This window comes from Novosphingobium sp., from assembly GCF_032093395.1.
In the GTDB taxonomy this organism is placed as follows: domain Bacteria; phylum Pseudomonadota; class Alphaproteobacteria; order Sphingomonadales; family Sphingomonadaceae; genus Novosphingobium.
Genome location: NZ_DAMDBA010000029.1, coordinates 1 through 12,701, shown reverse-complemented (window position 1 = coordinate 12,701; position 12,701 = coordinate 1). Strand labels below are relative to the sequence as shown.

Here is a 12,701-nt window from a genome sequence, read left to right as displayed (position 1 = left end):
TGTCGGGGCCGGCGGCATTCATATGGCTCCACATCAGATGCTGGCCATCGGGATTGAGCCGCAGTTCGCGCATCGAGCCGCCAGGGCCGCTTCCATCTGCCGTCGCATTCCAGCGGATCGGATAGATGCGGATGCGATCAGGCGTGCAGTGGTCGTCAGTCAGCTTGTATGTGCCGCAGTCGACCACGTTGGTTCCCGCAATCATCTTTGTATCGCCGGGGAATGCCTGGGGATGGTCCAGGCTCAGCCACCCGGCGCCCTGCGGGACGCGGCGCCCGTGTTCATTTGTGGAAGCGGGGTTAGCGTCACGGCGAGCCTCGTCCGGCACGCCGCACGTTATGCATTTCCAGGCGTCGCCGTTGGGAAAGACGGTGCCGTCGGTCTTGACGGCAATGACCTGCGGGCCGTCGTAAATGGAGCCGGCGCCCGGAGCTACACGCGCCCCGGCAAAATGGACGGTGAGAAGAACGTGCCTGGCATCCCCCATATAGGCAGGGCCTTCGACGATGCCGTCATCGGCGGCGGTCATGCAGCCGGTGCCTCGTGGATTGACGTCTGATGAGCAGGCACCGGCGGCTTCGGATGGCGCGGCAGGGGGCAAGGGAAGCGCCGAGATGTCGACGCGTTCGGGTTTCGGGGGCAGCGGAGCTGCTTCCGATGCCGACGAGAAGGAAATCGACGCAATTCCTGCACCAAAACAGGCCAATGCAATGGCTATGCTCGCGGTTTGACCTGCTGGTCGGCGCAGGCGCGCGCACTCGGTTCTGGGCATATCGGTTCTCTCCGGAAATCGTTTTTATTGCCGCACCGCAGTGCGGGACAAGACGGTAGGGCGCTTGTTCAACTTAAGCGTGCGAGCACCTGCGGCAACACCGCAGTCGTGGCGATACCAGGCGGAGCGGCGCAGACGCTGGGTATTGCGTTGACAGGGCGGTGCGCCGTCAAGTTGGGGAGGGTGCCTTGGCGTTCGCCATGCGGGATGGGAAATCCGATGCTTATGTCCAACGGAGTGTCGCCTTCAACCGTCACTCGCCAACCGTCTCCGCGAAGATCCCACGCGGGCTCCAGTTGTTCGGTTACGAACCAGTTGCACCGAAAGCGCATGACGGGCATTCCGTTGCGATAACCGGTGGTGACCATTCTCTGCCCGGCAACGGAGCCTGCAGGAATGGTGCTCTCATGAAGCTTGACCGGCTCTTTCGCGAGGGCGACTTCACTGGACACCTCGAACCGTTCGATCTCGATGCCGACCGCCTGGGCTAACGCACGCAATGAATGGTTGAAAACCTCGTCCCGTTCGTAAAACGGACGCTGCGCGAAGGCTTCAGGCGTTTCGCCGAAGCCCATGATGCCGACCAGCATTTCCTCAGAGCACCCGTCGATACAGTTGGCGAACTCATCGATCGTGAGAAGGTCGAGGCGCCGTGCCAGTGACAAGAGCACGAGTGGGAGGGCTTCGGTAATGAAGCCGGGGCTGCTGCCGGAGGTGTGGAGGGTTGCTCCGCCCTTGATGCAGGCGGCCTCGATTCTTGCGCGGGTCGCCGGGTCCATGCTGCCTGGGTGGAAGAATTCGGCCCGCGTGGACGAGATGTTGATGCCGTTTTCCAGTAAAGCGCAGATATCATCGTAATCGGTGAGTTCGGGCATGTAGACGACGCAGTGCGGCTTGAGTGCCAGCACCGATGCCAGATCGCGAACCGCCTTGATCCCGGTCTGCGGCAATCCACATAGTTCGCCGGCATCCTTGCCCTCTTTGGCGGGCGAGTAGACCTTGACCCCGACAAGTTCCATGTCGGGGTGCGTCAGGACGGCGCGCATGGCTGCTGCTCCAACCGTTCCGGTAGCCCATTGCACCACGCGCAGCTTTCGGGCTTCTGATGGCTTGCTCATTGCATTCGCTCCCAGGCATTTTCAGGCGGCACGGCGATGGCACCAAGCGAGACCCTCGCCTGATGCCGTCGGCCGCGATCTGCCTTTATCCGATGAACATGCCGCCATTGACGGCGAGTACCTGGCCGGTGACATAGTTGGCGCCGTCCGAGGCGAGGTATTCGCAGGCCGCTGCGATATCGTCCGGCGTACCGGGACGCGGGATCGGGATGTGCTGGGAGATGACCTCCAAAGGCGGCAACGTTCACGCTGCAACACCGGCCTCGGCCATGGGCGTGGCAATGACCGACGGGGGAATAGTGTTGACGGTAATGCCCTGGCCGGCGAATTCGCGGGCAAGGGAGCGGGTCAACCCGATCACGCCGGCCTTGGCGGCGGAATTATGCGCGCGGTCTGCTGCCCCGGACTGTGCTGCCTGTGACGAGATGGTGATGACCCGGCCACAGTTGGCATCGACCATATCGGGCAAGGCGGCCTGAACAGTATGGAAAACGCCGGTCAGGTTGATGTCGATCATGCGCTGCCAGGTTTCGACGGTCACGTCCTGAAAACGAATGCCTTCGGAAATGCCGGCATTGGCGACCACGATCCCGATCGGGCCGAGTTCTTCGCGAACCGCGGCGTAAGCGGCTTTTACACTCGCCCGATCGGATACGTCGACTTTGCCCGCGACAATGCGTGCGCCCTGCGCCCGGAGCGCTTCACTTTCGCGTTCCAGCGCTTCCTCCTGGACGTCGAGCATCTTGACGGGGTGGCGCTTGCTCGCGAATAGCCGTGAGACTCCGAGCCCGATACCCGAGGCTCCGCCCGTGACTACGACGACGCGATTGGCAACCATTTCTTCTCTCCCATTTGTGGCGCTCGGCAAGAGTTCACCTGAGCGCATTTCTGTTTCCGGCGTATGATCTTCGGCTATGCCTGTTATGCGATAATGTGGCGCACAACATGAAGCCTGTCCAGCCTGGAGATAGTTGGGCCTGAGCCGCGACTCGACTTCGCTGTGCAGTCAGGAATTGGCCAAGGAGACCTCCAGACGCTGCGGATCCTGGAGCAATATTGCAGCCGTGCAGGGCTCAACAAAACAGGAGATGGGGATGCCGGTGCCAGACTTGACCAAGCTGGCTCGCATATGGTTGTCCTCTCCCCCGATCGGGGAACCGCATATGTTTCCGATGTGGCAGCCGGTGCGATCAGCATTGTCGATCTTCGCACGATGCGGAAGCGCTCGGATCTTCGTGTCGGCGGTAATCCGGAAGGCCTGGCTGTCAGCCGAGACGGTAGAGAACTTTGGGTTGGCGATAACTCTGCGCCGCGCGTTCGAGTCTTCGACATCGCAAGCGGCAAAACGCTCGCGGTTCTGCCTGCGGACCCTGTGCCCATCCGGATCGCGATAAGTCGTGACGGGAAGACGGCGATAAGTTCGAATATCGGGGCCGGCACACTCGGCATCTACTCCGTGCCTCGGCGGCAGCTGCTAAGGACAATTTCCGTTAGTGGGGCAATCGACGCGATTCAGGTGACGGCCATCTTCGCAGCCTCTGATGAGCGAGTTCTCGTGGCGGAAACCGGCCGCAATACCGTGGCGGAGCTGGAAGTCAGGGAAGGAAAAGTCGTTCGACGGTATGTGGTCGGCAAGGGCGGGGATGGAGTGGCAATAACGCCGTGAAAGCGCTTCCAAATGCTGCTACAAACGTCGATCGAGCAGATTCATCCATCGCGCAAGTGTCTCGTCAGATTACCTGCCGCCGAAGCGCGCAAAAGAGCCGATTTCAGGATTTCAGAGTCGCGAAATCATATCATGCGCTGCGCAGCGAATTTCTCGACCTGCTAAAATCCTCCACGCTTGAAAATATCGCGATCACAGGCATCGCGGACAAGGCTGGAGTGACAGTGCCAGTGTTCTATCGGCAGTTTGCTTGGAAAGAAGCCTTGCTGGAGGACATAGCGGGAGAGGAGACGCGCCTCCTCCTCGACCATATCCGTTCGGCAATCGGCAGTGCTGACAATGCCCACGAACTGCAGGCCCTTTGCGCACTCGTCAACGGGAAACGAGACCTCTGGAAGTTGCTGCTCACAAAGGGAGCAGCAACTTCCATGAGAAACGAATTCACTCGCTCGATCATTGCGATGAACTTGGATGCCAAGACATTCTGTGCCGGCATGCCGCCTGCATTGGCGGCCACGTTTGTTGCGCACGGCGTCTTTGACGTTCTTGGCGGGTGGCTGGACCAGGGGCCGAACTCTCCCGTCGCGACAATCGCCCGAGTTTTGCAGGACCCGGTGCTCGGACCCGCAGTACACCGAGATTGATTGCTAGGTGGCCGGCGGAGATCTCACCTCGCAGCCATCCTCATGCGCCATCCAGTGTACGAAACGATGCAAGGGATACATGGCGTCGTGGGGATTGCCGATCGAGCTAGGACCAGCTTCGCCCAGGCGGACGATGCGCTGGGCGCCGCCGCTCGCGAGGTGATCGCGCAGTCCCGCCATACGATGGAATGGATAGACGCCGACTGTCTGGGTTGCGACGTTCACATACTTCATCGCCTCGGAAAGATCCCGGACAGACACGACATTCGAGGTCTTGCGAAGCGGATGAAAATCGACGGGATCTTCAGATCGGATCGCGACACCTCGTCCGTCGGCAGCGCCGAACACCGCATAATCGTCGCCCATCAGGCGCAGGGTCTCGATTTCCTCCTTAAGGTCGAGGTCGAGAGGGCGGGGCGTGCCTTGCCCCGTACGGTCGATCCGCAGCCGGTCCGCCAGAATCCGGCAGTATCGGTCGGCTTGTTCGGCATCCGCCTCGATGAAGGTGAAGCGACTCGCAACGCAGGCTTCCTGGTCAAGGATCGAGATGTCGCTGGCATTGAGTTCAGCAGCCTCCGCGATCGCAGCCTCGGATTCGAAAACCTCGCGACCGACCATCGAGATGGAAGTCTTTGGGTCGAAGGAAATGAGCTGGAAGCCGGGGCCGATGTACTTGGCGACATTGTCGATGGCATCGCCGCCGCCCCAGGCTACCACCTTATCGAAGTATTGGGGGCGGAACAGAATGCGCTCGATCGCCTCGTCGCCCCCGCGCCAGTAGATGGCCGACATCGAACGGACCACGGGGTGATCGGCATCGATTTCTGCCATCGTCCGCAGGAAAGCGACCGTGGAGAAGGGGTCGGCTGAGGGCATCTTGAAAAGGTTCACTGCCTTTACGAGCGCGCTCTGCGCAATCGAGCGGATTCCCATGCCTGGCGAGTTGCCGGGCAGGACATGGACCAGGCGGGGCGCATAGGCCCTGACAAAGCTGCGCCGACCCTGATGGTCCGTGCGCGGCACCCATTCGTCAAGGGCCCTGGGATTGGGGAAGTTTTGCTCGACGACTTCGGTGAGTACTTTCTTGTCGAGATAGTTCGTTGCGTCCTTGATTGTGAATTCGATCACGCTGCGGGGCTGCAAGCTGACCCGGGCCATGCGCTCGATGCATGCCTCGACGTAGGGGTTGGATGGATCGCACAAGCGTTGGCCGGCCTCCACGAGAAAATCGATGATCTCAGCCAGCGGCACGTTGAGGAGGGGAGGGAGCTCAGTACGCGGATGTACCAGCGCGTCGAGGTTGACCTTGGGGGTCGCGAAATCGACACCGAGGTCGCGCGAGCGGTGGACCGCATCGTTACCCTCAACCAACTTTCCGCAGATGAAAAACGGTGCGGCTTCCGGTGCGTTTGTCGCCGGCGCTATCGCAGTTTGCCCATTTTGAATGTTCATGTTTTTGCTCCTGCAATTTGAGCGATGGATGCCTGTTCAGGAGATCCCGCGGACGTAGGCGTCTACCGTCCCGGCACAGCCGATCTTGTCGTCGCCTTCGAGATCCGAGTAGCGCGCGATGTTGTCCTTGATCGAGGGCGAGCGGGCGCCGCAGGGGCACGGCGCGAAGTCGACTTCGATCCGATCTCCTGAAATCACGCCGCCCCATCGACCTTCCATGGAAAGATCGAAGAACGCAGCGCGGCCCTGCACTTCGCCGGCGTCGATCGGCAATAGCTTGTCGCCTTCCTTGTCCAGCGGCAAACACACGAGCCATGGCGGAACATGATAGCGACCGCCTTCTTGGCATCGCGGCATGGAGGTCTGGATTTCCTGCATGCCGTACATCTGGAAATCGTGGTGCGGAGCGATGTTGAAAGTTTCGAGGACGAACTCTCGGTAATTCTCGGGCAATTGAGCCCCCTTGAGGCCGCCGCCCACGTAGATCAGGTTCTCGGGATTGAAGTCCTTCGCACCATAGCCGCGACCCCGGATCTCGACCGCGATCGCATGAAGGCTAGTCCACATTCCGCTGACGAATAGCTTTTCCGAGCGCGCGGCTATAAGAGCGTCCGCGGATTTTCCGACGGCTTCGCTCATGGCTTTCTGGCGGTCCGCTGAAGTGGCTTCGAATGCGGCGATCTGCTCGGGCAAGGCCCGCCCCTCTGCTATCGCTTTGCGCAGAACGATCATGCCGGTGATCGAGCCAACGGTGATCGGGGGGACAGGGTAGGCAAACCGGTCCTTTTCAGGGGAGGCAAAAGCGGAGTTCAGTGCTTCGCCAAGCGCGGTGTTCTTCGGAACTTTGGCGACGGGCGCCAGACCGAACATCCTGGCATCTTGCGACGCTTCGGCATTCGCGCCCCAGCAATAGGCTCCGATAATGTCCCGCTGACTGAATGCGATGTCGTCGGCGGTGGCTGTCAGCATGGCAGATTTGCCTGTTGTGCCGCTGGAGCAGGAGACGAAGTGGCCGGCCTCCTCGAGCCGGTCGACCCAACCATCGATATCGGAAACCCCGGTGAGGTCGATGCTTTTTGTCGAATTCGCCGATACGCCGCCGAGCCAACGCGTCAGCTTTTCCCATTTGCCTTCAGAGAGGAAGCTTTCCGGGTAGCTTTTGTAGGCAGTGTGGGGGAGCAGCAGCGGCACGATGTCGGCAAGTTCCCGAATTTCATCGATACCGGCGTCTGCGGCGCGCAACTCCACCAGTTTTATACGCGTTGCCTGTTCCTTGAAGCGTTCGTTCAGCGCCTTGACCTGCAGGCTTTGAACGTCGCGGTGCGCGACATCGTAGCCAGATCCATCGGCCGAATACGCCAGCAGGCTGTCGACTGCCTCGCCCATTTCCGTCTCCTCTAGTCCCATTTTTCAATGGCGGGTGTTGTTGCGTTTGGCCTATTACGTTACACGGAATAACACAACTAGAATGACAACGCCGCAGTGATGGAGGGGGTGAAAAGTGGAAACCAACGAAAAGTCGCAGAATTTGACCGGACAGCGCGCAAAGCTGGCGGTCGTCACCGGAACTGGAGGGCTTGGGTTCGAGGCTGCATTGGCGCTTGCCGTTGAAGGCATCTCGGTGGTGATGGCTGGGCGCAATCCAGCAAAAGGTCGAGCTTCTGTCGCAGCTATTCGTTCGAAATGCCCGACCGCGCAGATATCTTTCGAACAGATGGACCTGGCGTCGCTTTCGTCTATTGCTGACTTTGCGAGCCGCATGCACAACCGGGTGCCGTCAATCGACATTCTCATCAACAATGCTGGCATCATGACAGTGCCCCAGCGCAATGTGACCCAGGACGGATTTGAGCTGCAGTTCGGTGTGAATTACCTGGGGCATTTCGCTTTGACGGCTGGTCTTATGCCCCTGCTGACGGCAAGTGAGTCACCGCGTGTGGTTCATGTTACGAGCCTTGCGCATCGCTACGGTGCAATCGACTTCAAGGATCTCCAGAGCGAAAAGAGCTATCGGGCCGGCGTGGTCTATTGTCGCTCGAAGCTCGCGGTAGCTCTATTCGCCCGCGAGCTCCAAGCGCAGGCAAACCAGCGCGGGATCGACTTGCTTAGCGTTCCCGTGCATCCCGGCTTCTCCGTTACCGGGTTGTTCGACGCCGAGAATGGCAAGGCCGGTTTGTCCCGTTGGGTGAGTCTGAATTTGATCGCGCCCATATTGGGGCAGTCCGCAGCGGAAGGTGCCGCCTCCTTGATACTGGCTGCAACATCGCCGTCTATCCCGGGGGCGCAGCTCTACGGTCCGACCGGACTGCTGCAAATGAAGGGAAAGCCGGGCCCTTGCGGCTTCGGTCGTCAGGCGCTGGATGCCGAATCGGCTCGCAAGCTCTGGGAAATATCTGAGCGTCTGGTTCGCCTGGAAGTTTTCTAATGCTGGTGTCCGAGGTTGCCAGCATTGTCAGTCAATCAAGATTGAGGTTCTGGGGCTCGGCGACGGTGCGGATGACAAGGGCGTCCAAAAGCTTAATGGCTTTCTCGACGGAATAGCCATCGGGTTGGCTGAGCCACCACGCAAGCACCTCAAATACCCCGCTGGCGACAAATCCGGATGCGAGCTCAACCGGCAGCCATGGGTTCGCGCGATGGCCGGAGTACCCGATTTCAGCCGACACCCGGGCAAACTCGGCGCGCATCGCCGATGCCGCGCCGGTGGTCAGGAGCGATCTCCAAACAGCTTTATGTCCTTCGACATAAAGGCAGAGCGCCCGGCTCGACGATGAGGCCGGATCGAAAGTCGCGTAGGTCTGCTCCAGGAGCATGCGCACTTCATTTGTTGCAAGATCCGCAAGAAGTTCCTCCTTGCTGGCAAACTGTCTGAAGAACACGGGGTAGCTCACGCCCGCTTCGTTCGTGATGTCCTTGATCGTGATATTTTCGAGATTGCGGCTCTCGAGCAGGCGAAGCAGCCCCATCCGCAGTGCCTGACGTGATTTGACAACTCGCAGGTCATGTGGCCGGATAAGGCGGTTACGTTTTTCAGGCGTGCCGGTCATCGAGTCCTCTCGTATTCGGACAACTCCATGGCGTGACCGCGCGAAAATCGCAAATCGATAGTCTGGGCGCGCTTGGCCGGGCTGACACATCCCGAAGGATCCAGCCCGTCCGGTTTGCGCCATGTTCAAGGAGTTTATCCTTGCCACTCCCGGCCATCTGACCCCGTCTCTACCTAGCACCCTTTCGTTCAATGGTCCAACTGGGCTCATTGCAAAGTTGGCACTGTTTTCCCTGAAACCGGCCCTGTGCAGTTGAACTTCTGCCCAGCTTCCAGTCGAGCCAATCTGCCGCGATTTGCGCAACTTCCCCGCCGTGAGCCGCCTTGAATGTGCCTTCGTGCCCCAGCTCTTTGCTGATGAGGATTGCAGGAACCGATGGCAGTCCATTGAAAGTGTCGTGCGCGAATTTCGATGCGATATCGCTCTTTCCGCCGACAATGAACAGGATCGGCGTATGGATACCCTGTAACCTCTCCCGGTGCATCAATAACGGCGGATTGTCGGGCACGACGGGGAATATGCCACTATTATGGATGATCACTGTCTTGATCCGGGGGTTTTGCGCCAAGATGATGGCCTGCATCCCCCCGCAGCTATGCCCGGCCACAGCAATTGCGGCGGTGTCGATCTTCCTGAAGAACGGGCTTCCGGGTCTCCCATTCTCAGCGATCACCCATTCCAGGTTGCCTCTAAGGTCGTCCACCGTCGTCCGCATAGGGGCCGGGCTCGGAGCGCCAGGCAACCAGCGGACCTGTGAGCGGCCGACCGGGAGCAACGACCAGATAGCCGTGCGAGGCAATCTCTGCGAGGTGCTCCATGGCACTAGCACCGTCATCGCTGCATCCCCCGTTACCCCAGATCAGAACACCAAGCTTGCGACGTAAATGGGCAAGATCGAAAGGGTGAAAGAGAGTCGCGTTGGGCTTTGCGAGGTCCAACTCCATCATTGCCGGATATGGGCCGGTTCCTCGCAATGGTGCGGTCGCGTTTGCCGCCTCAACCCGATCGGCGCTCTTGGCAATGAACGTTTCGAATGCTGCGGCGGGCAACGCGGACTGTGTGGCGGGACCCGGCTGGGCATAGCCGATGTTGGAGAAGAGTGTTAGAGCTGCGACCAGTATCAAGCCACGGACTTTAGACGGTATCCGGTTTGCCATACCCGCTTCCCTTACCGTGAGCCGAATGCATAGCGGACGTTGACGCCCACTTCTCTGCGTGGCGTGTACGCGATCGCGTTGTAGCCAGAGCTGCCTGGGAAGAAGTTCGAGACGCCGCCCGACGAAAGTAGCGAAACGGAGTTCTTTGCCAAGACTTCCTGCGTTTTCAGGATATTGTTTGCAAATATCGAGACTTCCCAGTTCCCGTCTGCAGATCGCACGCCTGCGAACAGATTGAGCAGGCTGTAACTCTGCACGACGTAGCCTTCGCTTGCATTGGGGTTGTCCGGGTAGAGATTGAAATTGCCTCTGATAAAGCCATCGGTCTTGTCCGAAATCGGAAGCTGATATTCGCTCTGGAGATTGAGGTTCCATAGCGGGGTTCGGGAGATCGAGTCGCTCGACCGGCAACGAGCAACCATAGTTCCCGCGTTGATGAAATCAGACACCGTCGGGACGATGGTATCCGGAACTCCATCAAAGTTGCCGTCGTTGCAGGGAATTAGCGCATTGGTCAGCTTGGCACGAGCCCAGCTGAAGCCGGCGCTCACTGTCCATCGACGGGAGGGCCGGAAGCTTGCCTCGATATCGAAGCCAGTCACTTTCGCATCGGCGTTCGTGGTGAATTCATACGAGCTCACCGATCCGCCAGCAGGATTGGTCGGATCCGATACCGAGAGATATCTGGTAGACTGCGCCAGGTAGATGAAGCCCTTGAACTTCTGGCGGAACACCGCGACGTTCAGACTGGCGCGCCGATCGAGGAAGCTTGCCTTGAACCCTAGTTCGTATGCCGTCGATTTTTCCGGACTATGGAAAATGAGATCGTTGAACGATCCCAAATCCGCAGTCGAAGGAGCGGAGCAGCAAGTTGTAACGCCCTGGATACCGATCGATGCCCCGGCAGTCCTGAATGACGTACCGGTAGTCGCGTAGACCAGCAGATCCGGCGTGAATTTATGCGAGATCGAAAGGTTGTAGATAAACGGATCGTAAGTGACTTTGTTGGTCAGTTCCTGGATGGTTCGTCCGGCGATGGGGATATCGCAAACTGCCGGTGAGCCGGTGTAAACCGGACTTGCGGCAGTGCCGGCCGGAACTCCGGGCAGAAAGCCGCAAAAAGCGGGGCTGGGAATTAGTGGATTGGTGATCGCGTTAAAGCCCGGTCCGGTTGAGATGGAGAATGCTTCGTCTCGTCTCGAGTGGATGTACCGCCCGCCGGCTGTAAGCTCTGTATCTTCTCCCAGATGAGCAGTCAGGCTGCCGAAGACGGACAGCTCTTTGTTATTGGTGTGGATGTCTACGTAGTTGGCCAGCGAGTATCGCGTGTTAGGCGTTGCCCGGATCGGCGCCTGACCCGGCCTTCCGAATGCACCGCACAGTCGGCTGCGACCACTCGCGATCGAAGAAAGCTCCAACCGTGTAATCGAAGATTCCCGCGATCCGCTCGTCGGAGCTCAGCCGCAATTCGTGGGACATCTCCTTGGCGGGCGTATGGGTGGTCTGGTGCCACTCATAACCGGGGATCACATTGGCCCGGTCCTGCACAGCCATGCTGACAGAACTACCGTCGCGGTAAGAGCCGACGTAGCTGAGCTTCTGGTCGGCGAAAAACCACTCTGCGTTACCCACGAGGTAGTTGGTATGACCTGTGCTGGTGGAAGGCTCGTCGGTGATCCCGAGGCGGTCGCTGGGGCCGATGGCTGGTCCATTGACGCCGTTGCCTGCGCCGGCGACCTGGTCAAATGTTCTGGTTCGGCGAGTTTGTCGCTGGAACATGATCGATGCGTTGAAGTTGGTCGCAGGCTCGAATCGGAGTGTCGCGCGCCATGCTTCCGTATTCGACTTCGGCTCGATCGGGTTGTTTGCACTCGTGACGCCATTGGCGTCGGTTCGGTCGATTACGCCTGCAAGTCGGAGCGCCAGGACGTCATTGATCAGAGGAATTCCGATCGCGCCCTGGACATTGACGTTGCCAAGGTGCGATCCGCTCATGTTCGCGTAGCCGCCAATCTCGGTCATGCTTGGGTCGCGCGTAGTGACTGTGATCGAACCGACCGGCGCGGATCTGCCGCGTAACGTTCCCTGAGGGCCTTTCAAAACTTCGATCTGTCCGATGTCAAATAACGATGATGTTGCCTCAGGGCCGCGGCCGGTAGGAGCTTCGTTCATGTAGAATTGCACGACGGGGGTTGCGTTAGACAAGAGGAAGGTCGGCACACCTCTGATCGAAGAACTCGAACCGAACGCCCCACTGCCGGATGTTGACGATTCTAGACTAATTCCGGGGACGACTTGTTGAATATCCGAGGCGTTATTGATTCGAAGTTTCTCGATTGTTTCGGATGTCACCGCATTGATAGTCTGGGGAACATCCTGGAGAACTTCCGATTTGCGCCTCGCAGTGACGACGATATCTGGGGGGCTGACTTCCCGCGTTGAACCCATACCGTCTTGCGCCCGACAGGGTGTTGCAGCGGCGATGGTCCAGACTGCGGTGCCAGAGAGCACAACTGCAGTAAATCGCAGAGACTTCATATCCCCTCCTCAATGGCGTGGATTTCCACCCGTCGCCTTCCCTCTTTTCGCGCCAGAGTGGCGTTATTTATGTTATTCGAAGGAACATATTATGGATACGAACTCTGTCAATCACTCTCTTTGTATGACTGCGTGCAAGGCTCGCGTGCAGCAATTTCCCGCTAGATTTGTCGGCCGTATCGTTACCGCGTATTAGAAGTAAACAACTGTTATATAGATATAAAAATGGTATTAGGTTGTGTTGACAAAGTAGATTCCCAAGTAGGGTAATTTCTGATTCAGAGCTTCTCTTTGCGAGGAGCGATGA

The 12,701-nt window shown here is 58.9% G+C and carries 11 protein-coding genes and 2 pseudogenes; 3 read left to right on the top strand and 10 right to left on the bottom strand.

The genetic code is table 11. The features are described from left to right. From RT424_RS11675 to RT424_RS11665, 3 genes and pseudogenes are all read right to left on the bottom strand, one after another. Positions 1–529, bottom strand: a pseudogene (locus RT424_RS11675) (hypothetical protein); the annotation flags it as partial. Between the two features lie 311 nt (positions 530–840). Continuing rightward, entirely contained in the window at positions 841–1,890 is a 1,050-nt protein-coding gene (locus tag RT424_RS11670; protein WP_313438043.1) for a dihydrodipicolinate reductase, read from the bottom strand. An 85-nt stretch (positions 1,891–1,975) separates the two neighbouring features. After that, positions 1,976–2,728, bottom strand: a pseudogene (locus tag RT424_RS11665) (SDR family NAD(P)-dependent oxidoreductase). Positions 2,729–3,019: 291 nt separating this feature from the next. Here RT424_RS11665 and RT424_RS11660 point away from each other — a divergent pair. Both RT424_RS11660 and RT424_RS11655 read left to right on the top strand, forming a co-directional pair. Then, positions 3,020–3,556, top strand: a complete 537-nt coding sequence (locus RT424_RS11660; protein WP_313438040.1) for a hypothetical protein — start codon at positions 3,020–3,022, stop codon at positions 3,554–3,556. Beyond that, the gene (locus RT424_RS11655; RefSeq protein WP_313438037.1) at positions 3,553–4,200 is read left to right on the top strand and encodes a TetR/AcrR family transcriptional regulator; all 648 of its coding nucleotides are present in this window, start codon (positions 3,553–3,555) and stop codon (positions 4,198–4,200) included. The genes RT424_RS11660 and RT424_RS11655 overlap by 4 nt, the downstream gene beginning before the upstream one ends. A gap of 3 nt (positions 4,201–4,203) precedes the next feature. Here the strand turns inward: RT424_RS11655 and RT424_RS11650 are convergent, their stop codons facing one another. Next, positions 4,204–5,571, bottom strand: coding sequence for an acyl-CoA reductase (locus tag RT424_RS11650; protein ID WP_313438034.1), 1,368 nt, complete (start codon positions 5,569–5,571; stop codon positions 4,204–4,206). A 117-nt stretch (positions 5,572–5,688) separates the two neighbouring features. Beyond that, positions 5,689–7,038, bottom strand: a complete 1,350-nt coding sequence (locus RT424_RS11645) for a hypothetical protein (protein WP_313438031.1) — start codon at positions 7,036–7,038, stop codon at positions 5,689–5,691. 115 nt (positions 7,039–7,153) lie between these two features. On the opposite strand from RT424_RS11645, the gene RT424_RS11640 reads away from it, so the two are divergent. Next, entirely contained in the window at positions 7,154–8,077 is a 924-nt protein-coding gene (locus RT424_RS11640) for an oxidoreductase (RefSeq protein ID WP_313438028.1), read from the top strand. Positions 8,078–8,108: 31 nt separating this feature from the next. On the opposite strand, the gene RT424_RS11635 is transcribed toward RT424_RS11640, so the two are convergent. The 5 genes from RT424_RS11635 to RT424_RS11615 all read right to left on the bottom strand — a co-directional run bounded on the left by RT424_RS11635 (position 8,109) and on the right by RT424_RS11615 (position 12,394). Then, the gene (locus RT424_RS11635) at positions 8,109–8,699 is read right to left on the bottom strand and encodes a helix-turn-helix domain-containing protein (RefSeq protein WP_313438025.1); all 591 of its coding nucleotides are present in this window, start codon (positions 8,697–8,699) and stop codon (positions 8,109–8,111) included. Positions 8,700–8,868: 169 nt separating this feature from the next. Further along, on the bottom strand, positions 8,869–9,402 hold the full coding sequence (locus RT424_RS11630; RefSeq protein ID WP_313438022.1) for an alpha/beta hydrolase: 534 nt from the start codon (positions 9,400–9,402) through the stop codon (positions 8,869–8,871). Further along, positions 9,389–9,856 (bottom strand): hypothetical protein, encoded by a 468-nt coding sequence (locus RT424_RS11625; protein WP_313438020.1) that lies wholly within the window; start codon positions 9,854–9,856, stop codon positions 9,389–9,391. The genes RT424_RS11630 and RT424_RS11625 overlap by 14 nt, the downstream gene beginning before the upstream one ends. 11 nt (positions 9,857–9,867) lie before the next feature. Beyond that, a complete protein-coding gene (locus RT424_RS11620; protein ID WP_313438017.1) occupies positions 9,868–11,274 on the bottom strand; it encodes a TonB-dependent receptor domain-containing protein in 1,407 nt (468 codons plus the stop codon). After that, positions 11,186–12,394: a TonB-dependent receptor plug domain-containing protein gene (locus RT424_RS11615; protein ID WP_313438014.1), complete on the bottom strand. Its 1,209-nt coding sequence runs from the start codon at positions 12,392–12,394 to the stop codon at positions 11,186–11,188. The genes RT424_RS11620 and RT424_RS11615 overlap by 89 nt, the downstream gene beginning before the upstream one ends. Positions 12,395–12,701 lie beyond the last annotated feature (307 nt).